We start from the raw sequence: 22,672 nt of genomic DNA, 5'->3' as shown, positions 1-22,672 counted from the left end.
CGATGACCCATTCGATTTCGCAACACGAAACCATTCATTTAGGCCATATCGACTTTTATCAAGGGCAATTGAATATTGAGCAAGTTGTTGCGATCGCAAAAGGGGCCCCCATCAAACTCAATGACAGCCCTGAGTATCAACACTACATTGAAAAGGGGGCGCGTTTTATTGACAGTTTATTACATGAAGAAGGCGTGGTTTATGGTGTCACGACTGGTTACGGTGATTCTTGTACTGTTAATGTCAGCCTAGAGTTAGTCCATGAATTACCACTACACTTATCACGATTTCACGGCTGTGGCTTGGGAGATGTATTAAGTCCAATGCAGGCGCGCGCTGTAATGGCATGCCGCTTAAATTCGCTTGCGGTCGGTAAATCAGGCGTCAGTTATGCATTGTTACAACGTATCGAATGGTTACTCAATCATAATATCACCCCTGTAATTCCAGAAGAAGGTTCAGTGGGTGCCAGTGGAGACTTAACTCCACTATCTTATCTTGCCGCAGTGTTAGTTGGCGAGCGAGAAGTGGTATACCAAGGTGAGCGACGCCCTACGGCTGAAGTCTATAAACAACTGAATGTCAATCCATTAACGTTACGCCCAAAAGAAGGTTTAGCACTAATGAATGGCACCGCAGTGATGACTGCGCTAGCTTGTTTAGCTTTTGACCGTGGCCAGTATTTAGCGCGCTTATCTAGCCGTATTACTGCAATGGCATCACTTACCTTAAAGGGTAACTCTAATCATTTTGATGATATTTTATTTGCCGCTAAACCTCACCCGGGCCAAAGCCAAGTAGCAAGCTGGATCCGCGATGATCTAAATCATCACACCCATCCGCGTAATTCAGACCGCTTGCAAGACAGATATTCCATTCGTTGTGCACCACATATCATTGGCGTATTACAAGATGCACTTCCATTTATGCGCCAGTTTATAGAAACCGAACTGAACAGTGCTAATGACAACCCAATTGTTGATGCACAAGGCGAGCATATTTTACACGGAGGCCACTTTTACGGTGGGCACATTGCTTTTGTGATGGATTCAATGAAAAACACCATTGCCAATATCGCTGATCTAATTGATCGTCAAATGGCATTAGTCATGGACACTAAATTTAATAATGGCTTGCCAGCCAACCTTTCGGCCTCAACAGGAGAGCGCCGCGCCATAAACCATGGCTTTAAGGCGGTACAAATTGGCGTTTCCGCTTGGACAGCTGAAGCATTAAAAAATACTATGCCTGCCAGTGTTTTTTCACGCTCTACAGAATGCCATAATCAAGATAAAGTCAGTATGGGTACCATTGCCGCTCGAGATTGTATGCGCGTATTACAACTTACTGAACAAGTTGCGGCAGCGGCATTATTAGCGATGAGCCAAGGTATAAAACTAAGAATTAAACAAAATGAGTTGGATGAAAGTAGCTTAACACCGTCATTGGCAAAAACCTTAGCTCAGGTAAATCAAGACTTTGAATTACTGGTTGAAGATAGGCCGCTTGAATCTGTGTTGCGCCAAACTGTTGAGAAAATTCAACAAGCACAATGGGAGGTTTGCTAATGAAGACCATCCTAAGTATCGACATGGAGATGAACATCCCCTTTCATGATGTCGATTCAATGGGAATTACGTGGCATGGTAACTACTTGCGTTATTTTGAGGTTGCTCGCTGCAAACTATTAGACAAACTTGGCTACAACTATCGTCAAATGCAAGCCTCTGGCTTCGCTTGGCCTATCGTTGATGTGCAGGTTAAGTATGTTAAAAGTAGTACCTTCGATCAGTCGGTAACTGTCAGGGCAAGCATAGTCGAGTGGGAAAATCGTCTAAAAATCACCTATCAAATCATTGATACCCAAACAGGAACGCGAATCACCAAAGGTTACACCATTCAAGCTGCGGTAAATATTAATACTAAAGAGCTATGTTTTGTTACTCCTGAGGTATTTCAAAATAAAATTCGACCATTATTAGTCTCTTCAGATGTGACAAATTAAGGTGACTCGTATGACATCATTTTTAAATAGGCGCTTACAAAGCAAGTTTGTGCGGGCGCTGACAACATTTAACCTCGTCATAGCACTTATTATCATCGGCCAGGCTCAAGCTAAGACGGCACCAATGCTAGAACCTGAATTTGTTAGCTCGCTATTTCAGCAACTCGCCACCGAAAAAGATCTCCAATACCTTAACCAATATGCACAGCTAAATCAGCAGTATACACAAGGAAAGTTTATTCAGACGCGTTATTTAGCTGTATTAAAAAAACCATTAAAAAGTATGGGAGAGTTTAGTTTTCACCCCTCAATAGGAATGTTATGGCAACAGAAAACACCATTTGAAACCACCATGGTGATGCAGCAAAACAAAATCAGTCAGTTTGATAGCAAAGGGGAATTACAGCAACAAACACAATCAGAACAGTCAGATAACCCTTTAGCAAGTCAAATTCCAGCATTATTGCAAGCGATGCTCAGCGGTGACTTATTGACATTACAACAAGATTTTAACTTGTATTACGACAACCAAGAGACCGAGATTGAGAATCCATCTTGGTCACTAGGATTAGTCGCTAAAGATGATTATCTGCGTCAAGCATTAGGATATTTAGTGATTCAGGGCAATATCCAAATTAATCGCATATTAATGCTTCGTGAGCTACCCAGTAATAGAGGATCATCAAGTAATAAAGGACAAAACGACATCACTGACATCCAGTTTTCAGAGCTTAATAGCCTTGCCTTTAGCACTCAACAACAGGCTTGGTTTGACGCTGCGACACAAGGTATGACTCCTTAAATGACAACATGGCTGAACAAGCTAAACACCATATCTGCTAAATGGCGCTTTAGTCTTTGGGTTCTATTATTTAGCGTAGTTGCTTTTTATGGCTTGTTTTTATGGCAATCGGGGGCAAAAATCCAAAGCGACATGCTAGCGATGCTACCTCACTATAGCCAAAATCAACTCGCTGAAACGGCTCTCAATCAGGTGGAAAAACGCTTAGCGGATCGTGTTTATATTGCAGTAATTGCCGATGATAAAACGACAGCAATTCAATCAGCCAAAAGCATTATCGACAGCTTACAAAACAATCCGGGCCACCCCTTTAGTGACATTACTAGTGCAGGGGACACAAACTATAATCAAATCGGTAAATGGTATTTTGAGCATCGTTTTCATCTTCTCACCCCCACTCAACAGCAGTCGCTATTAAATGATGATATTCAAACACTGATTTTAAAAACTCAGCAACAACTCTATAGCGCTTTTGGTGTGGCCAATAGCCAATTAATTAGCCAAGACCCTTTACTACTGTTTACCGATAACTTGTTGGCACTGAGCCCAAAAGGACAATTAACGGTCGAGCAAGATATTTTATTAAATCAGCATCAAGGAAAAGTCGCAGCCATCATTAGCGCCAAGGGGCGCAAAAGTGCATTTAATCCTGATGGACAACAGCAACAATTAGCAGCATTAAACGTGGCATTTAGCCAAGTAACAGATAACAAGGTTACCATACTTAAAGCCGGTGCTTTGTTTCATGCACAAGCCGCGACAGCTTCAGCAAAGTTTGAAATCAGTTTGATTGGTGGCTGTTCACTGTTAGGGATAATGGCTTTAGTATGGTTAGGTTTTAAAAGCTTAGTGCCATTGGCACTTGCATTGTTAACATTAACAAGTGGCTTTGTCATGGCAATAGTTGCTACCCTTGCCATCTTTACAGAGATTCATTTACTCACATTAGTCTTTGGAACCAGCTTAATTGGAATCGCCATAGATTACAGTTTTCATTTCTACTGCGATAAACTCAACAGCCCACAAAATAATGCAGCACAAATTATTCAACGTATTTTGCCTGCAATGAGCTTAGCATTATTAACCAGTTCTTTAGCCTTTATTGGCGTTGGATTTACCCCATTTCCAGGCATGCAACAAGTAGCCGTATTTTGCACAGCCGGACTTATGGGTGCTTATATAACATTAGTACTAGCCTTCCCACTGCTGGCAAATCGACCACTAAAATCCACCCGAACATTAACTTGGTCGCAAGCTTATTTAAACTTAATAGAGCGCTGTGCAAACAAACCCGCCTTATTATCAAGTGTCATATTGCTAATGTTATTGTTACTTGTTTTTGGTCTGCCTCAAGTCACACATAATGACGACATTCGTAATTTACAGCAAAGCCCGCAGGCAATTACCGATGAAGAAAATGAGCTGCGACAATGGCTAAATGGTGGTACTGATAACCAATTTATACTCGTTTCGGCTACCTCAGAAAACCAACTGATAGATAACTTACATCAGCTTAATCCTGTGCTTGAACAAGCCATATCTAGCAAGATACTCAACCAGTATTTTAGCCTTGCACAGTTACTACCTAGTCATGCTGAACAACAGCAAAACTATCAGTTACAAGCAAAAATCTATCAAAATTTACCACAAATTATTGATACCTTAGGATTAGACAATACAAGCAATGCAATTAGCCGACCACTATTAGTAAATTATCAATATGCCAAAGACCACTATTTGAATATTAAAGATTTACTGACCATTAGCGGCAATGAGCTATCTGGATTGTGGGTAGAAAATACGCAAAATGAGTTAGGCGCAATTATTTTACTAACTGGTATAAATAATCTACCGGCATTAAAACAGCTACTAACACAAACACAGCTACCTGTGGGGCAAGTGCAATTGATCGATAAAGTGGGTGATATCTCCCAGTTAATGGGGCACTACCGTCAACTCACCCTTTATTTATTGCTCGCAGTTCTCATCATTGCAGGAATTATTTTTTGCGTTAAATACCCAGTAAAATTGGCTATTGCGGTCATTGGTGTACCTAGCTTAGCGATTTTATTAACCCTCAGCAGTTTGGGCTTGTCACAGTCACCATTGAGCTTGTTTCACGCATTAGCTCTCATTTTAATTTTAGGGATCGGCATAGACTACAGCTTATTTTTTGCCGAAGCCAAGCATTCAAGTCGAGGGGTTATGATGGCAATATTTATGTCAGCCTGTTCAACATTGCTCGCCTTTGGGCTATTGGCATTAAGCCAAACTCATGCGATTCATTTTTTTGGCTTAACGTTATTACTTGGTATTGGTTTTACCTTCCTGATCGCCCCCTTTATGACACTCATTTCAAGGAAATTTTAATAAATGCACAAGAATCAATCTAATCAAGTGAACAACATATCTGTTGATGTTGCGATTATTGGTGCAGGTCCTTCAGGCGCGATTGCCGCTAGTTTGCTAAACCAACTAGGTAAACATGTGGTGGTACTTGAAAAACAATACTTTCCACGCTTTTCAATAGGTGAAAGCTTACTTCCTTGCTGTATGCAGTTTATAGAACAAGCAGGCATGTTAGAGGCGGTTAACCAAGCGGGGTTTCAATTTAAAGATGGTGCCGCATTTCGTCACCAAGACCGCTACACCACCTTTGATTTTACCGATAAGTTTACTCCTGGACCTGGGACAACCTTTCAAGTTCAGCGTGGAAAATTTGATAAGTTATTAGCAGACACGGCTATACAACAAGGGGTAGAGATACGTTACGGCCACAGCGTAAAACAGATTAACTTAACTGATTCACCTTTACTCACAGTGTCAAACGAGCTAGATGAAATATATCAAGTCCAAGCTAAATTTGTTCTAGATGCGAGTGGTTTTGGGCGTGTTTTGCCTCGACTACTAAACTTAGAAAAACCCTCTAACCTGCCCTTACGCAGTGCGATTTTTACTCATATTGAAGACAATATTAATGATCCGAATTTTGATCGAAATAAAATTTTGATAAGCGTACATCCTGAACATAAAGATATTTGGTACTGGTTAATTCCATTTAGTGATAATCGCAGCTCTATTGGTGTTGTGGGTGAGCCTCATTTGCTCGCAAATCTAGAAGGCAATTTAGAACAACAATTAATGACTATAGTGCACCAAGAGCCAGGACTAAAACAGCTACTCGTCAATGCTAAAGTCATCCAAGACTGTGCAACTTTACAAGGTTACTCAGCTAATGTGAGCACACTTGCTACAGATAAATTTGCATTATTGGGCAACGCAGGAGAGTTTCTAGACCCCGTGTTTTCATCCGGTGTGACCATAGCAATGCAATCTGCCACAATGGCAGTAAATAGCTTGGTAAAACAGCTTAATGGTGCAACCATTAATTGGCAAACAGAATACGCCGAGCCATTAATGAAAGGGGTTAATACATTCAGAACTTTCGTGCAGGCTTGGTATGATGGACGTTTTCAAGATGTTATTTTTTATCAGCAGGCTAACCCCGCAATCAAACAAATGATTTGTTCCATTTTAGCTGGCTATGCGTGGGATCAAAACAACCCTTTTGTTGCAGAATCAGAACGCCGCCTTAACACCATTGTTGAACTATGCAAAGAGCCAAACGATGCATAAGCTTTTTTCTCGCTTAAAATACACAAGTCTGGGGTTTATGTGGCTTGTGCTGCTAAGTATCAGCACTATTACAGGTTGCAGTCAGCAATTACAACGACAGACCTGCGTTGCATTGGCGGATAATATTAATTACTGCCTAGCGCCACCAGTAGCAAATCATAATGTTAATGACTCTATTAGCCAGATGGTTACTTTTAGTCGCAATGGTATCAGCCACCAACTTATTACTGAGCTACAAATCGATGGCAATAGCATGACATTAGTTGGGCTCGCGCCATTAGGGCAAGCCTTGTTTACCATTGTTTACGATGGACACGCATTAATTAGTCAACAAAGCAGCTTACTTGGAGAACAATTTAAAGCAGAATACTTGATGGCAATAATGCAATTGGTTTATTGGCCGGTAGACATTGTTAATAACCATTTATCTGCTGGATCATGGCAAACACAGATTTGCGGCACCAAACGATGTAGCCAGCTTATTAATACTCATGCCGATAACAATCAACCATTAAGTATCATATCGGTTGAATACAGCCAATATAATCCATGGTTAGCTAATATCACTGTTGAGATAAAACAAGCTGATGTGAATATCATGATTCAAACGCTACAATAATCAAGATTAACCTTTAGCTCATTCAACCTAAATTAACCAACGCACATAAAGACACAATAATGACAGGCATCGCCATTAAACACATAGGATTGTGTACCCCACTGGGCAATACGCCAGAATCCGTGTTAACTAAATTACTTTCAGCAGACAATAGCGCCATGCAATGGCGTGACGATCTGTTATTTGAAACCCGGACCTTAGTTGGGATGGTGAATGATAGCCAGCTGTTAACCATACCCGAACATTTAAAAGAATTTTCATGCCGCAACAATTGCTTATTACACACTGCGGCAATGCAAATTGCTGATATGGTTGAAAATGCAAAACAGCAATATGGTGCTGACCGAATTGGTGTTATTTTAGGCTCAAGCACTTCAGGAATATCAAAAGGTGAAGCTGCGCTTAAACATCGCGCCGAGCATGGTCATTTCCCACCAAGTTATCATTACTCACAGCAAGAGCTTGGCAGCACAAGCTATTATTTGCAGGCATTATTTCAGATAAGCGGCCCATGCTACACCATTTCAACCGCCTGCTCATCAAGTGCTAAAGTCTTTGCTGCTGCTAAGCGACTATTACAAGCAGATTTGTGCGACATGGTGATCGTGGGTGGAGTGGATAGTTTGTGTCAACTGACCTTAAATGGCTTTGATGCATTAGAGTCAGTGTCTAAGAACAACTGTAATCCTTTTAGCATCAACCGAGATGGCATTAACATTGGTGAAGGTGCGATATTATTCACACTTGAAAAAGGGACAAGCTCAGTCATGCTTGCTGGTACGGGGGAATCGGCTGATGCACATCATATATCTGCGCCACACCCCGAAGGTTTGGGCGCAATTGCAGCAATGCAACAAGCACTTGATGATGCCAATATAGATACTGATAGTATTGACTACATTAACCTACATGGCACCGCGACACCTAAAAATGATGCGATGGAGTCTCGTGCTCTTAATGCCCTGTTCAAACACCGCATTCCACCTTGTAGCTCAACTAAACCACTGGTGGGGCACTTATTAGGTGCAGCAGGCGCAATTGAAGCAGCTTTTTGTTATCTATTATTAAGCGAGCTAAACCCAGGCAACCTATTACCACCACAACGCTGGGACCATCAACAAGATCCAAATGATCCAATACTGCCATTAGTGATCCCACATCAGGCTTGTACAAAACTACAATATGTGATGAGCAACTCGTTCGCGTTTGGCGGCAGTAATGCCAGCCTCATTTTTATGAAAAACCCAAACTGCCTCACCTAAGGACCAGCTAAATGACACAGGAACAACAAGCCAGTCCAACGTTATTGGCACAAGATATCAGCAACTTTATTCCGCATCGTTCACCGATGATTTTAGTGAATGAAATTTTATCTCATCAGCCAGATGGGTTAAGCACACTTATCCATATCACCCCGCAAAGTCCTTACTTTAATGAATCGTTAAACGGCGTTGCAAACTATGTATGCATTGAATACATGGCGCAAAGCATTGCCGCATTAGCTGGCGTAGAGGCTAAAATGCAAAACCAACCTATTCGTGTTGGCTTTTTATTGGGAAGTCGCAAACTACAAATGCACATCCCCTATTTTGCAAATGGCGTGTCATACCGCACCCAAATCACTCGTTTATATCAAGAAGACAGTGGCTTAGCGGTATTTGATTGTGCCATTTTTCACGAGCAAACATTGGTCGCATCTGCAAATGTAAATGTATTTCAACCTGATGATACCCATGAATACATCAAGCAGAGCCAAACTACATAAGGCTACACCTTGATACCATCTTGTTACGGAGAACAACCTTGAATAAAAGAGTTTTAATCACGGGCTCAAGCCGTGGAATAGGTAAAGCAATTGCCATTTCATTAGCAGCTGCAGGCTATGATATTGCGCTGCATTATCACAGCAACATCAGCGCAGCGAAAGCCACCCAAGATGAACTGAACGCTTTGGGCAGCAAAGTGAGCTTATTACAGTTTGATGTAGCTGACCGAGTAACCGTTAAACAAACTATTGAACAAGATATCAGTGAACATGGTGCTTATTATGGCGTAATTCTAAATGCTGGCATTAACCGTGATACCGCCTTTCCAGCGATGACAGAGCAAGAATGGGACAGTGTGATCCATACTAACCTAGACGGCTTTTATAATGTTATTCATCCTACTATTATGCCTATGGTACAAAGCAGAAAAGGTGGGAGAATTATTACCTTGGCTTCAGTTTCGGGCATTGCGGGGAATCGTGGACAAGTCAATTATAGTGCTTCAAAAGCAGGTATTATTGGCGCGACTAAAGCACTCTCATTAGAACTTGCCAAACGAAAAATTACGGTAAACTGCATTGCCCCCGGCCTCATTGAAACCGACATGGTTAGTGATTTTCCCAAAGAAATTGTTGACCAAATGGTACCAATGAAGCGAATGGGTAAGCCAAATGAAATTGCTGGACTGGCCAAATTTTTATTATCTGACGATGCTGCTTACATAACGCGCCAAGTGATATCAGTAAACGGAGGCATGATATGAGCCGGAGAGTTGTCATTACTGGAATGGGCGGAATTTCTGCACTCGGCCATGATTGGCAAACCATCAAAAGCAATTTACTGGCAAGAAAAAATTGTGTTATCAAGATGGAAGAATGGGATAAATATCCAGAACTCAACACTCGCTTAGCTGCGCCCGTTACCGACTTTGAAGTGCCAAGTCATTATTCCCGTAAAAAAATTCGCTCAATGGGACGAGTATCATTGATGGCAACTCGTGCCAGTGAACTGGCTCTTGAAGATGCTGGCTTACTCGCTAACCCAATTCTCACCTCTGGTGAAACAGGTGTTGCTTACGGCTCATCAACTGGTAGTACTGATCCCATCATAGGATTTGGTGAAATGCTTAAATCTGGTTCTATGTCGGGGCTAACCGCGACTAGCTATATTCGGATGATGGCACATACAACTGCGGTCAATATTGGCGTATTTTTTGGTTTAAAAGGCCGCATCCATACCACCAGCAGCGCATGTACCTCGGCAAGCCAAGGTATTGGTTATGCATATGAAGCCATAAAATACGGGCAACAAACGGTAATGTTGGCGGGAGGTGGCGAAGAACTTTGCCCGACGGAAGCCGTAGTTTTTGACACGCTATTTGCCACAAGTACACTTAATTATGCCCCAAAAACAACCCCAAAGCCTTTTGATGCCAATCGTGATGGCTTAGTTATTGGTGAAGGAGCTTGCACCTTAATTTTAGAAGAGCTCGAACACGCCAAAGCCAGGGGAGCACATATTTATGCCGAACTAGTTGGTTTTGGTACTAACTCTGATGGCTTGCACGTAACTCAACCTAACGCGGAAACAATGGAAGTGGCAATTCGCTTAGCGCTAAAAGATGCTCACTTAACTGCTGATAAAATTGGCTATGTCAATGCTCATGGCACAGCTACCGATAGAGGTGATGTTGCAGAAACATCTGCCACCCATGCTGTATTTGGCTCATCCATGCCTATCTCATCATTAAAAAGCTATACCGGGCATACACTTGGTGCCTGTGGCTCACTAGAGGCTTGGGTAACCATTCAAATGATGAATGAGCAGTGGTTTGCCCCAACCCTTAACCTCACTGACGTAGACCCTGAATGCGCTTCACTGGATTATATTCGAGATGATGTGCGCTACTTAGACACACATTATGTAATGAGTAATAATTTTGCTTTTGGTGGCATCAATACATCATTGATTTTCAAACGCTGGCAATAAACATAAGGACATGACATGAAAAAAATCGCCCTAGCACTCGTGCTCAGCAGTAGTTTCTTTACCACTGCTGGCTTTGCAAGTACGCTGACTTTAGAAGACTACTCACTTGTTTTTCAAGGTGATAATAAACAACAGCAACGGCAAGCTATGGAGTCACTTATCTTATCTGGCTTTGATGACCCCAGCATATTTGACAATATTGAAGCTAAATTGACGGCAAGCTTGCCACTTGCAACGACAAAAAATAGTATCGATTATTCATCTTGGTTAGCGAAGTCTTTAGGCTATTCAGGAAATGAGAAATATCAACCCACTTTGCAAGGAGTTGTTAATGGCAACTACCATAAAAAGCTACGTAAATATGCACAAGAAGGGCTAACAAATATTAGTCAATTTGCCCTTTGGAACCCGATTTTAAATAATAAAAACCATTTTGACGAAAGCCAACCTCGCCAACTTAATGTACTTGCTAATGCTATTGCTAGCGGTGACTTAGAGCTTAAACGGATTGCCGCTAAAAAAATTACCAACGAGCGAATTTATAATGAGTACATTTTACAAAAACTTGCAGAACAATTAACCAGTCTAGATCAATTACAGCACACCAAACTATCGATTGATACCTATGCATGGCTCGCTAAAGCGCTAGCATCTTCAGGCGATGAAAAGTTCAAATCAATACTGGTTACGTTATCTGAATCTGCGCCTGAAGAAAAACTTCAAAGATACGCCAAAAAATATCTTAAAAGTTACTACTAGATTTTCAAATCAGCTTAGCAGTTCTGTCATGGTTATATAATGGGCTCATAATATTGGCCCATTATTACAACCGTTAAAGCTGATAAATTGCAGCTTTGGTTTGATACTCTTGAGTGATTTGTTTCATTTGGTTGACCCCTACGGTCAACTTTTCAACTTGCTCCGACAATTGATTCATTGTGTTAGCATTTTCAATAATTTCACTACCAATATGGGTTAATTGAGTGCCTTGCTGCTGCGCTTCGTCAGCCACTTCACGGCTTAAACTGGCCACACTGTCAATTTGAGTCGCACGCTCAGCTAAGCCGCTGGCAATATTATTCGTATGCTGAACATTGTCGGTAGTGCGCTGCTTACTTTCATCCATCGACTCAACGGTTTTCAACATACTGGAATTTAAGCGACTTAAAACAGTTTCGATTTCATCAGTAGATTGACTCGTGCGTTGGGCTAATGCCCGTACTTCATCAGCCACAACGGCAAAACCTCGTCCACTTTCCCCTGCCCTTGCGGCCTCAATCGCTGCATTTAAGGCTAGCAAATTGGTTTGTTCTGAAATACTACGAATGGCCTGTAGCAGTGTGGTGATGGCGCTGACATCTTTAGTTAAATCGGTTAGTGAAGTCGTCACGCTTGTGGTGTTGGTTTCTAATAATTGCATGTCATGCATAATACCCAAGGCGCTTTGTCTATCCTGTACACTTGAGGAAGCGGCCAGTTTGGCTTGCTCTGCCGATTGCTGACTATTTTCTGTCACCTGCTGAAAATACTGAATCACACTTTGCGCTGTTTGTGAAATAGAGTGAGCTTGTTGCTGCTGATGTAGCACCGCAGCTTGAGTTTGCTCACTTAGTGTCAATAATTGCTCTGAGGTATCCGTCATCTTTAGCGCAATATTGCGATAATCGGTAAATAGTTGATTTAATTCTTCAAGCATTAAGTTAAAAGATTGTTCAGCATTGGTTTGCGCAGGACTTAAGCGAATGGATAAATCTTTATTGGCTGATATATGCTGAATTGCAGAAGCTATACGTAAGTTCGCCGAAGACTCGGCCCGCATAAATAACGAGATACGAATTAAAATTATGGTTTCAGCCGCTGCAAATAAAGCGTGAACCAACATGATGCTCCATGAACAATTACCCGCAAAAATCATCAAAGGCGTATCAAACATACTGCCTTCAGCAAGTTGGATATAGGTAAACAGTAAATGATGCACTGCAACCGTTAATAATGCCGCAAGTAAAGGTTGCCAACTTTGGTAGATAAGAAAAATAGCCATTGAAGCAAAGATATGAAAGTGCATTTCAATCATACCCATTTGGCTTTGAATCAATATTGCTGACACCGTCATCATGATCACGGCAGCCACAATGCCAAACAACGCTGTGCCTTTTAATGCCATGTACGCCACTTGCACCAAAATCGCTATCGCTATTGCAGAGATAACACTAAAGGTAAGCATTTTAGCGCCTAAAAAGCCGCTCACTAACAGTAATGGGGCTTGTAACATCAAAATTTTATAAATATAAGCATCATTTTTTAAAAATGATTGAGTCGTTTGCGCATCAGTCATAAAAAGGTACCTTAGCTCGATTTATTATTTGCGTGGTAACCATGTGCACATCTTCAAGCAAAGACACGTAAGGCGAATGTTAACCCCGAGCTTGCCTTACTGACATTATTTATTACCACTGGCGTCCATATATTGTTTTAGTTCGGCTAACATCTTGTCGGTCGAGAGGTGTTTTGCTGTGTAAACGCGGTCGATTTTTCCATTGGGAGCGATTAAGTATAGATTGCCTACATGATTATTTGTAGCTGAATGTGATTGAATGTTTTCAGAAAGTTGATTTGATAAACTCAAAAGCTGATCTTCCTGTAACGTTGCACTGACAAACCGAGGAGATTGATCATCAATTACAGCTTTACGGATTGTGGGGGTATCGTTTTCGGGATCGATAGTAATAAATAAAAATTGAATCGCTTTGCTTGCTAACATGGGATCGGTTGCAATAGCAGCTTCTAATTGATGCAACTGTTTAATGCGAATAGGGCAAATTTCTGAGCAAGATAGAAAACCCATAAACATATAACTAAACATGGGCTTACTTGCAGGAAAAGCGTGTTGCTGCAGGGAAGTATCTGTCCACTGAAATGACACTCCATCAAGATGAGGAACCTGTAGTCCATAGACGGAAGCATTATCACGAGATTGAAAAACCTGCGTTCCCAGCATTATTGCTGGTACCAACAAAACCGATAGTACTATCAGTAATACTGCTAACCACAGATGCTTTTTTGTCATTACACTCCCCGAAGTAACAAGCCTATTAGGGGATAATAGGCTTGAGGACTTACGGGCAACAAGTTAAATCGTGGATTTTCTACTACAAAGCTAGATTTTGCAGTGCTTGTTTGGCACTACTGATACCTTCTTCTGCACTATCCGGCCCCATATTAAGGCCTTCAGCATAAACAAACTCAACCTCATTAATACCGATAAAACCAAGTACGGTTTTCAAATAAGGCACAAGATGATCGCTGCCATTATCTTTATGCATACCACCACGAGAGGTAACGACAATGGCACGCTTACCGGTAACCAATCCTTGCACACCCGCTTCAGTATATTTAAAGGTTTCACCCGCTCGAGCGATGAAATCAATCCACGCCTTTAATTGGGTTGGGATCATAAAGTTATACATAGGCGCACCAATCACTATGATGTCATTAGCTTTAAGCTCAGCAATGAGTTCATTGGATAAAGTAATGGCTTCTAACTGACGCGCGGACAGATTGTCACCACCACGTAAGCCTGTGGCCAATTCACCATCAAGTAGAGGTATTGCTTCTACTGCTAAATCACGCTGAGTGATATGAGCGCCTTGCTCTCGCCAAAGGCCGGCCAAGCTATCCATTAACATTGATGATTGAGAATGATCACCTAAAATACTCGACTTCAACATTAATACACTTTTCATCTTACTACCCTCAATAAAAAAATCAGTTCATCCTGCTTTGATGAACTTATATTATTTGCGATTTTATAAAACAAAAAGTGCAATTAATCGCCAAAATAATTCTATTAAATCGAATGTTATTCCTCTTGGAAAATAAGTTCTCAGTAACTGTAGGGGGCTGAAGCGATTTTGCGCAGCAGTTAACAGTGTGGGCAATCGATAATATTTTGCGAATTTAGGATAGTCGAATCACAGCTAACGCTTAACTGGCAGAGACACATATATCCCAGTAAACGTGGCGCATAAGGTATCTTGGCTGTATAACTCGACCGTTAGCGCCACCTTAACTCGCTTGCCACGCGCTAATGCGGTTAGATCTGTGGTTGTCTTGTCATTGCTGGGCCAAATCACCTTAGCCGTTGGTTGATGCGTAACAGGTGCGAGATACTTAACTTGTGCATCTGCAAGGACAATATCGCCTTGCTGACCGGCTAGTTTTTGTTGCAACCACACCATGCCCCAACCAGTTAATGTCATTAACGTATAAATACTGCCTGCAAACATGGTGTTATGTAGATTAATATTGGGAGCTAAAGGTGCAGTCGTCACTAATACTGAAGGCGTGGTTTTATCTGCACTTGGCGGCATAAACCTATGCACCTTTACCTGCATGAACTCACTCAATGGAATGGTTTGATGCCAAGTGGTTTCAAGCTGTTCAATTAATGCTAACTCTGCCACCATTGTGCCTCTTCGAAAGTTATACCGATAAGTTAAATGTCACTGGACCATCATTAACCAGCGACACTTGCATATCGGCACCAAAACTCCCGGTTTGGGTTTCTATGCCTAGCTCACGGCAATAAGCCACAAATGCTAAATATAATTCATTGGCTTGTTCGGGCGTTGCCGCCCCAGAAAAACTAGGCCGCAAACCCCGCCCCGTATCCGCAGCTAAGGTAAATTGCGATACCACCAGTAATTTACCTCCCACCTGCGCCACATTCAGATTCATCTTGCCTGCATCATCACTAAACACTCGATACTTGGTGATTTTAGTCGCTAACTTTTGCATTTTTTCGAGGTTATCTTCTCGCTCAACCCCAAGTAGCACTAATAACCCTTGATCAATTTCACCTATGGTTTCATCTGCTACGGTAACTTTGGCGTGTTTAACACGCTGAATTAATCCAATCATCTTGAGTTATTCGCTCATTAATCTTGTGGATGTTGCATCACTGGGATTGGTTTAATAAGCTTTTCGCTGTCAGCAGGCATGGACTTCGCCACTTGCAGTAGTCCCTCATCAGTCCATAATAAAAAGCGGCGTAGCTCTTCCAATTCCATGGTACCAACAAATGTTGCACTGCTTTGAACTTGAATAATGGCACCGTTTTCACGAATAAAAAACTTAGCAAAATTGAGCTTTTGATTTAATTGGCCAATTAATAACAACAACTCTTTACTGCTTTGCAGTTGCGGATGCACAGCAAAAAAACGATTCGCTAAAATACGATCAATGGCTTCTGGGTTCATACTAGGTTGTAAGACAAACTGTCGTTCCCCCAATTGCACCGCAACACGATTAGGGCCCACTTTGTCGGCTAGGTAATTAGCTTTTACCAATGCTTGCAATAATGTATCGGTTGCATCCTCATTGCTCATCCCTTGCATATTAACTTGAGTCGGTGCTCGATTACTCGCAGCCACCGTCGTGTCAGTTGATGTCGCTGAACATGCTGTTAGTGCGAATAAACAGCCAAATAAGAATAGCTTTTTCATATAACTCCCAAGTTTTCTTTGATGAAACATTCGGTTAGACGCAGTTAATTTTGCGCCATGTATTGTATTTTTTGCATCACTCTGGCTTGCATCTTAGCATCATTTAAACCGTGATAACCGGATTTAACTTCATCGAAAATTAAATTTGAGTGTGTCACGTTAGCCAAAAATGGCATCAATAAATGTTGAGGGCAGATCCAATCAAACTCACCCTGTATCAGGGTCGTTTTAGCGGTAATCGATGGTGTGACGGTTTCAAATAGCCTTACTGCATTAAAGTAGTCATGCTCAGCATGATGATGCTCAATTTTAGCTAAATCATAAAGTTCACTAGATAAAACAAAAATACGAGATTGATTTGGTGAGGCGAGAGTCAACTCCCATTGGTTCCATGCTTTAACCGACTCGGCACAAATACTGTCATCAATCGATGACAGAAGCTGCCCATAGCCAGATAAAATGGATTGTACATCTGCTTGTTCAAACCATGAGCAATATTGATAAAGAGGCTGAATAAACTCAGCATAGTCATCTGCAAAAAAAAGCGCCGCACCATGGGGACTGTAAAGCCAATCTCGCGCCTTAGGAGTGGCTAAAAATAATCCCCACAATACTTGTTCGCTCACACGATCAGGATAAAGCCCACTATAAAGCCAACCTAAGGTTGCACCATATGAGCCACCAGTGACCGCCCATTGTTCCACACCAAAATAGCGCCTAACTGTATCAATATCATCAATTAATTCTATTAAAGTATGCGAGGCTAAATTAGCCATTTTAGTTGATCGCCCACAATGGCGTTGATCAATAAAAAAAACCTGCAAGTCTAGGTTATCAAACAAGGCCACATCAGCCGCATGGCATCCAGCTCCTGGCCCACCATGCAAATAAACCACGGGCTTAGCACCAATTAGGCCATATTGTGACACCGATAATTGCACGCCCGGATTAACTTCAATAAAGCTTTGACCAATAAATGCCAGCCTAGCCATGGTTTACTTCTGATGAAGGACGAGTATCGTTTTGCTTAGCTATGCTAGATTGAGTCGCGCTAGCGTCAACTGAACTTGATTTAGCACTACCAGCTAGTCCAGTGTCTGACGACTCTTCAGCGACGTCATTCGTAGTATGCTCAGGCTTTAAATGATGCAATAAATGCTCGACATGTTTATCTAAATATTCAGGTAAAGCAGCCGTGATCACTGCCCCCAACAACACAATCATCCAAGATAAATACACCCAAACAAACATGATAGGAATAACGGCTAAGGCACCATAAATAGCTTCATAGCTTGGAAATTGTGTCACGTAAAAGGCAAAGCCTTTTTTACCGGCTTCAAACAACACCGCTGCAACAATCGCGCCTAACAGGGCATGCCAAAAGCGCACTTTTTTATTCGGCACCACCATATAAAGCAATAATATCGACGCCACAGAAAACATCATAGGTAAACGTTTGACCAGCCAAGGTAACAAACCAGAAAGCTCTGTATCGCTAAGCAGCTTTAACGACACCACATATGAGGTAGCGGCAATACTGGCACCAATGAGCACAGGCCCTAATGTTAATACCATCCAGTACATTGAAAATGACACCACATAAGAGCGTTTTTCCGTTACTCGCCAAATGCTGTTGAGCGACTTATCAATGGCAGAAATCAGCATAATGGCTACGACCACTAGCGCAGCAATACCAACAAAAGTGCCTTTAGAAGCGTTGGCGACAAACTCATTAATATACACTTGTACTGTATCACCCGCAGCAGGTAAAAAGTTTTCGTATATAAAACTCTCAATGTGCTCTCGGATCCCTTTAAATACAGGAAAGGCCGATAACATCGACATGGTTACGGCAACCATGGGCACTAACGAGAGTAAGGTGACGTAGGTTAAATGTCCTGCGCGAATATTGATTTGGTCTTCTATTAAACGCTGCTTGAGGTGTAATAAGAAATGCCACACACCGACAAAAAAACGCTGTACTGAAAACATTCGGTTACTGTTGGACATATTTATCCTTGTTTAGAATAACCTGAGATAAGATATTCATTGTAATCACATTTCAACATCGTACAATGTTATAACAAATGCACTAACAATTGATATATATCCACACATCTTCTATTGCTAGATGAAGATATGCCATTTCAAAAGGACGAATTTATGTCACAACAAGGTTCTGCTGGTAATGTGATTGCCGCCATCGCTAGCTTATTCTGGCCCGGTTTAGGGCAACTTTTACAAGGGCGCATTTTGGCTGCGCTATTATTTTTTAGCATTACCGTTGTGAGTTACTTTTTCTGGGTATTAATTATTCCAGCTATTATTGGCGGTATTTTCCATTTATGGAGCATTATCGATGCCGCTAGATACGCATCGTCGTCGAAACCAAACTAAAATACACATCTAACTTAAATCCAAACTAATTAGCTGGGAGAAATAAGATGAACAAATGGGTTTTAACAACACTGTTAGCCAGCAGTTTGGCTTTAGCAGGTTGTCAAAGTGCTTATTACGGCGCGATGGAAAAAGTGGGTTACCATAAACGCGATATCATGGTTGATCGCGTTCAGGATGCCAAAGAATCGCAAGAAGAAGCGCAACAGCAATTCAGCTCAGCCCTGGAAGAAATGCAAGCCTTACTGGCTTTTGATGGCGGCGATTTAGAAAAAGCCTACAACAAAGCCACCGATGAATATGAATCGGCTCAATCTGCCGCCGATGAAGTCAGCAACCGGATAGATAAAGTAGAAGATGTTGCACAAGCACTTTTTGAAGAATGGCAGTCTGAAATCGATGAAATAAGCAAAGCCAGTTTACGTCGCAACAGTGCGGCTAAGTTAAAAGAAACTCAGCGCTCTTATCAGTCTTTAGTTAAAAGCATGCGCCGCGCAGAAGCAAAAATGCCACCCATTTTAACGGCAATGAAAGACAATATGCTGTACTTAAAACATAACTTAAATGCCCAAGCCATCGGTGCCATTAAAGGCGAGTTTACAAGCTTACAATCAGACATTTCTAGCTTGATCAATGAAATGAACAAATCGATTGCTGAATCAAACAAGTTTATCGAATCTATGGAGCAAGGCAGCTAATCTAGCTTGTAGTGTCTCACTTATAGCATTAACAAAAACAGCATCGCCAAAAGCGATGCTGTTTTTTCCACTCATTCCCAAATGCTTAGACGAAAGGCAGCATTAATCGCTAAGAGGTAAACCGGTTCTGCTTAGGTGTTGTTTTAATACCAAAGTAGAATTTATGTTGGCAACACAGGGTAAAGAGCCTAGTACTGATTTTTCAAAGCGTTGATAACTTGCAAGGTCTTTAGCAACAATTTTTAATAGATAATCATCTGCACCAGTCACCGCTGAACACTCCATCACCTGAGCAAACTTTGCTATCGCTAATTCAAACTCTTCCGAAGCCGCTTCTGTCGGGTTGGTTAAGCGAATAAAAGCATACACGGTAACATTCCAGCCTAACTTTTGACTGTCTAACTGTGCGCAATAACCTTTAATAACCTTATCTTGTTCCAGTTTTTTTACTCTGCGTAAACATGGAGTGTCTGACATATTCAGCTTATCAGCCAAATCTGAAATTGGAATTCGACCTTGAGATTGTAAAATATCGAGCAGCTTGAGATCTTTTTTATCCATATACGAGCAATATCAACCAGTGACTACATTTGCCTACTTTTATCACATTAAAATAAAAACGTACTCTAATTCTGTGAAAAATATCGGCCAAAGTTTAATATTCTCAGACAAATCCAAACTTACGATGCAATTTTAACCTGATCTTTACCATTGTGTTTTGCTTGATACATAGCAATATCAGCGCGATGAATGAGCGCATCAACACTGAATTCATTCTCCGTTGCCACCGCAACACCAATACAGGCACTTATCGACATCACCATGCCTTCTATTTCGTATGGACGCTTAATACTATTCAAAATTGAATTAGCCACTTTGTTCGCCATTAAGGTATTGGGTGAATTGGGTAGCATCACCACAAATTCATCACCACCGTAACGTGCGATAACATCATCAGCATTTAATAACGCAGCACTTCTTAAGGCGACTTGATTTAAAATGGCGTCACCTACAGCATGACCATAAGTGTCATTAATCACTTTAAAGCCGTCTAAATCAATAAATAACACAGCAAATGCTTGCTGAGCTTGAAGTTGTTGCTGTAATTGTTGGCGAATAGCCATTCGGTTAGGTAATCCGGTTACCGTATCGTGGTTTGCCATATAAATGACATCGGCTTTAGCTTTAGCTATTTCAGCAGTTCGTTCAACCACTTTATGTTCCAACTCTTGTTGGTTAAGGCGTATTTTATCTGCCATTTGATCAAACTGTTCAAATGCATCCATAAACTCAGACACTTTTACCCCAGAATAAGGATATGGATGGTAATGAGGCTCTGCTTTCGCTAATTGATTCGAGTTACGCGCCAAAATGTTAATCGGACGACTAATCAAACCTGATAGCCACCAAGATGCTAATAGGGCAATAACTAAAGACGTGACCGCTAATATGCCAATTAAGATTAATTTTGGCTGTATGCGAGAATAGAGCTCACTTATCGGTTGCGGTAGCATCACGCCCCAACCCGTTTTAGGCACAGTGCTGTATGCCGCTATCATATCCGCCTCAACCGCTGGCGAATAAAACTCACTAACACCAGATTGCCCAGCTATCATTTGCTGGATAATACTAATGTCACTGATATTTCTAGCTTCTGCTTGCCATTGTTCATTGGGATGAGCGAGCACATTACCCACCCCATCAACGATAGCTGCATACCCATTTTGGCCAAGCTTAACCTCAGATTGCAACTGGCTAATATAATGGGTGTGAAGGGCTGCCAGCCAAATACCTTTCGAGTCTTGACGGATCATATACAAGCTTGGTGAACCACCACTCACTTTGTGAACTGAGGTGAAATAGCTACTCGTTGTATTATTGGCAATATTATGACTTAACTTAAATGGTCCATCTTCTGAAATTAAACTTAACGGTTGGCTACTTTCTGTGCCGAACAAGACCATTAAACGTTCACCTTGCGGGCTGTATTGCCCAAGAGAAATAACATCAACATCTTGCAGTAATTTGACCATTGCAGGATTGATCGTATTTTGGCTGACAGACTCAGTTGCACGTCTAAATATAGCTAAAGCATCAATAGCATAGCGGTCTAACGTTTGTGAAATATGATTCGCCAACAGTAAGTGTTTTTCTTCGATGGTTTGGTATTCTTGTTCCACTGAGGAATGAACTGACCAAAAACCAAGAGATAAAATGGGCACTAAAGACACCAAAGTCATCACCAAAAATAATGACAACCGAAAAGATAATTTCATAAAGGATCCGTTACTTTTATTATTTTTAGACTGTTACATCACATTAAATGCTCAAAAGACTGACTTTTTATTCGTTCAATAACACCAAAGTGCTATTGAACTAGTCATACACACTATTCAACCATAAAACAAAAATCAAACAAATATTTAACATTTGGTTTTGTTCAGTGAGTTTTTATACCTATCACAGAAAATAAGTGGACAGAAATAGGGTAGAAAAATGTGTGATAAAAAATCTAACCCAGTTATCAGGTATTTTCACAAGCTAGAATGATCAATTATTTATTATGATTTGTATTAGTCGCCCAATAAAAAACCCTTCAAAATGAAGGGTTTTGATTCTAATCAATTATTGTTCGATTATGCATACCATGCAGGTATCTTTTCTTCATAATCACTAATTTGCTGCTCGAACGATAAAGTTAATCCAATTGCATCTAAACCATTTAATAACTTATGGCGCGCTGACTCGGCAAGACTAAAACTAAATACCACTCCTGTTGGGGAGGTAACAGTTAATGCTTGTAAATCAACGGTGATCTGCGCACCTTCTTTGGCTGCAACTTCATCCATTAATTGCTGTACTTGTTCTGCAGGTAATTTGACAGGTAAGAGACCATTGTTAATCGAATTACCATAAAAAATATCTGCAAAGCTTGGGGCGATAATCGCTCGTAAACCAAAATCGGCTAGTGCCCACGGAGCATGTTCACGACTCGAACCACAACCAAAATTTTCTTGAGCCAATAAAATTGATGCCCCCTGATAACGTGGCTGATTCAGCACAAAATCAGGATTAGGTTTATCACCAGCCTCATCTAAATAACGCCAATCGTGAAATAAATGTATACCGAATCCATCACGAGTGACTTTTGATAAAAACTGTTTTGGAATAATCTGATCGGTATCAACATTCGTGCTATCAATGGTTACCGCTAAACCGGTATGGGCAGTAAATGCTTGCATGTTAGTCTCCTATC

24 protein-coding genes are annotated in these 22,672 nt (G+C 41.2%); 13 read left to right on the top strand and 11 right to left on the bottom strand.

The genetic code is table 11. From position 1 onward, the window contains the following. Nucleotides 1-2 precede the first annotated feature (2 nt). The 11 genes from HBH39_RS01360 to HBH39_RS01310 are packed head-to-tail and all read left to right on the top strand — an operon-like array spanning nucleotide 3 to nucleotide 11,576. Nucleotides 3-1,568: an HAL/PAL/TAL family ammonia-lyase gene (locus HBH39_RS01360; protein WP_167674897.1), complete on the top strand. Its 1,566-nt coding sequence runs from the start codon at nucleotides 3-5 to the stop codon at nucleotides 1,566-1,568. Continuing rightward, nucleotides 1,568-2,005, top strand: coding sequence for an acyl-CoA thioesterase (locus HBH39_RS01355; protein ID WP_167674895.1), 438 nt, complete (start codon nucleotides 1,568-1,570; stop codon nucleotides 2,003-2,005). Before HBH39_RS01360 ends, HBH39_RS01355 begins: the two co-directional genes overlap by 1 nt. Before the next feature lie 10 nt (nucleotides 2,006-2,015). Then, nucleotides 2,016-2,807 carry an outer membrane lipoprotein carrier protein LolA gene (locus HBH39_RS01350; protein ID WP_167674893.1) on the top strand — a complete coding sequence of 264 codons (792 nt, stop codon included), beginning with the start codon at nucleotides 2,016-2,018 and terminating at the stop codon, nucleotides 2,805-2,807. Continuing rightward, on the top strand, nucleotides 2,808-5,177 hold the full coding sequence (locus HBH39_RS01345) for an MMPL family transporter (protein WP_167674891.1): 2,370 nt from the start codon (nucleotides 2,808-2,810) through the stop codon (nucleotides 5,175-5,177). A 3-nt stretch (nucleotides 5,178-5,180) separates the two neighbouring features. Beyond that, the gene (locus HBH39_RS01340) at nucleotides 5,181-6,443 is read left to right on the top strand and encodes an NAD(P)/FAD-dependent oxidoreductase (protein ID WP_167674889.1); all 1,263 of its coding nucleotides are present in this window, start codon (nucleotides 5,181-5,183) and stop codon (nucleotides 6,441-6,443) included. Then, a complete protein-coding gene (locus HBH39_RS01335) occupies nucleotides 6,436-7,062 on the top strand; it encodes a DUF3261 domain-containing protein (RefSeq protein WP_167674887.1) in 627 nt (208 codons plus the stop codon). Before HBH39_RS01340 ends, HBH39_RS01335 begins: the two co-directional genes overlap by 8 nt. Nucleotides 7,063-7,121: 59 nt before the next feature. Further along, complete coding sequence (locus HBH39_RS01330) at nucleotides 7,122-8,324, top strand: beta-ketoacyl-[acyl-carrier-protein] synthase family protein (RefSeq protein ID WP_167674885.1); 1,203 nt, start codon at nucleotides 7,122-7,124, stop codon at nucleotides 8,322-8,324. An 11-nt stretch (nucleotides 8,325-8,335) separates the two neighbouring features. Beyond that, on the top strand, nucleotides 8,336-8,827 hold the full coding sequence (locus HBH39_RS01325; RefSeq protein ID WP_167674882.1) for a hotdog family protein: 492 nt from the start codon (nucleotides 8,336-8,338) through the stop codon (nucleotides 8,825-8,827). 38 nt (nucleotides 8,828-8,865) lie between these two features. Next, nucleotides 8,866-9,591, top strand: a complete 726-nt coding sequence (locus HBH39_RS01320) for a 3-ketoacyl-ACP reductase FabG2 (protein WP_167674880.1) — start codon at nucleotides 8,866-8,868, stop codon at nucleotides 9,589-9,591. Then, nucleotides 9,588-10,817, top strand: coding sequence for a beta-ketoacyl-ACP synthase (locus HBH39_RS01315; RefSeq protein WP_167674878.1), 1,230 nt, complete (start codon nucleotides 9,588-9,590; stop codon nucleotides 10,815-10,817). The genes HBH39_RS01320 and HBH39_RS01315 overlap by 4 nt, the downstream gene beginning before the upstream one ends. A 15-nt stretch (nucleotides 10,818-10,832) precedes the next feature. After that, a complete protein-coding gene (locus HBH39_RS01310; protein ID WP_167674876.1) occupies nucleotides 10,833-11,576 on the top strand; it encodes a hypothetical protein in 744 nt (247 codons plus the stop codon). Nucleotides 11,577-11,649: 73 nt separating this feature from the next. Here the strand turns inward: HBH39_RS01310 and HBH39_RS01305 are convergent, their stop codons facing one another. The 8 genes from HBH39_RS01305 to HBH39_RS01270 all read right to left on the bottom strand — a co-directional run bounded on the left by HBH39_RS01305 (nucleotide 11,650) and on the right by HBH39_RS01270 (nucleotide 18,331). Beyond that, nucleotides 11,650-13,152, bottom strand: coding sequence for a methyl-accepting chemotaxis protein (locus HBH39_RS01305; protein ID WP_244325713.1), 1,503 nt, complete (start codon nucleotides 13,150-13,152; stop codon nucleotides 11,650-11,652). 105 nt (nucleotides 13,153-13,257) lie between these two features. Next, a complete protein-coding gene (locus HBH39_RS01300; protein ID WP_167674874.1) occupies nucleotides 13,258-13,884 on the bottom strand; it encodes an SCO family protein in 627 nt (208 codons plus the stop codon). Nucleotides 13,885-13,966: 82 nt separating this feature from the next. After that, nucleotides 13,967-14,560 (bottom strand): FMN-dependent NADH-azoreductase, encoded by a 594-nt coding sequence (locus HBH39_RS01295; RefSeq protein ID WP_167674872.1) that lies wholly within the window; start codon nucleotides 14,558-14,560, stop codon nucleotides 13,967-13,969. A 234-nt stretch (nucleotides 14,561-14,794) separates the two neighbouring features. After that, on the bottom strand, nucleotides 14,795-15,283 hold the full coding sequence (locus tag HBH39_RS01290; RefSeq protein ID WP_167674870.1) for a thioesterase domain-containing protein: 489 nt from the start codon (nucleotides 15,281-15,283) through the stop codon (nucleotides 14,795-14,797). A 16-nt stretch (nucleotides 15,284-15,299) separates the two neighbouring features. Next, the gene (dtd, locus tag HBH39_RS01285; RefSeq protein ID WP_167674868.1) at nucleotides 15,300-15,737 is read right to left on the bottom strand and encodes a D-aminoacyl-tRNA deacylase; all 438 of its coding nucleotides are present in this window, start codon (nucleotides 15,735-15,737) and stop codon (nucleotides 15,300-15,302) included. Nucleotides 15,738-15,754: 17 nt separating this feature from the next. Next, complete coding sequence (locus tag HBH39_RS01280; RefSeq protein ID WP_167674866.1) at nucleotides 15,755-16,321, bottom strand: YbjN domain-containing protein; 567 nt, start codon at nucleotides 16,319-16,321, stop codon at nucleotides 15,755-15,757. A 44-nt stretch (nucleotides 16,322-16,365) separates the two neighbouring features. Continuing rightward, nucleotides 16,366-17,313 (bottom strand): alpha/beta fold hydrolase, encoded by a 948-nt coding sequence (locus HBH39_RS01275; RefSeq protein WP_167674864.1) that lies wholly within the window; start codon nucleotides 17,311-17,313, stop codon nucleotides 16,366-16,368. Beyond that, nucleotides 17,306-18,331: a virulence factor BrkB family protein gene (locus HBH39_RS01270; RefSeq protein WP_167674862.1), complete on the bottom strand. Its 1,026-nt coding sequence runs from the start codon at nucleotides 18,329-18,331 to the stop codon at nucleotides 17,306-17,308. Before HBH39_RS01270 ends, HBH39_RS01275 begins: the two co-directional genes overlap by 8 nt. Nucleotides 18,332-18,484: 153 nt before the next feature. Between HBH39_RS01270 and HBH39_RS01265 the strand changes: the two genes are divergently transcribed. After that, nucleotides 18,485-18,718, top strand: coding sequence for a hypothetical protein (locus HBH39_RS01265; protein WP_167674860.1), 234 nt, complete (start codon nucleotides 18,485-18,487; stop codon nucleotides 18,716-18,718). Between the two features lie 47 nt (nucleotides 18,719-18,765). Beyond that, entirely contained in the window at nucleotides 18,766-19,416 is a 651-nt protein-coding gene (locus HBH39_RS01260) for a DUF2959 domain-containing protein (RefSeq protein WP_167674858.1), read from the top strand. A 102-nt stretch (nucleotides 19,417-19,518) separates the two neighbouring features. Here the strand turns inward: HBH39_RS01260 and HBH39_RS01255 are convergent, their stop codons facing one another. From HBH39_RS01255 to leuD, 3 genes are all read right to left on the bottom strand, one after another. Continuing rightward, nucleotides 19,519-19,977, bottom strand: coding sequence for an Lrp/AsnC family transcriptional regulator (locus HBH39_RS01255; RefSeq protein ID WP_167674856.1), 459 nt, complete (start codon nucleotides 19,975-19,977; stop codon nucleotides 19,519-19,521). A gap of 119 nt (nucleotides 19,978-20,096) precedes the next feature. Continuing rightward, entirely contained in the window at nucleotides 20,097-21,692 is a 1,596-nt protein-coding gene (locus HBH39_RS01250; RefSeq protein ID WP_167674854.1) for a sensor domain-containing diguanylate cyclase, read from the bottom strand. 360 nt (nucleotides 21,693-22,052) lie between these two features. Then, entirely contained in the window at nucleotides 22,053-22,658 is a 606-nt protein-coding gene (gene leuD / locus HBH39_RS01245) for a 3-isopropylmalate dehydratase small subunit (protein WP_167674852.1), read from the bottom strand. Between the last annotated feature and the right edge of the window lie 14 nt (nucleotides 22,659-22,672).

Origin of the sequence: Shewanella aestuarii (genome assembly GCF_011765625.1) — a bacterium.
Taxonomy (GTDB): Bacteria; Pseudomonadota; Gammaproteobacteria; order Enterobacterales; family Shewanellaceae; genus Shewanella; species Shewanella aestuarii_A.
The sequence above is the reverse complement of the archived record's forward strand: the minus strand, read 5'-3'. Positions and strand labels throughout refer to the sequence as shown.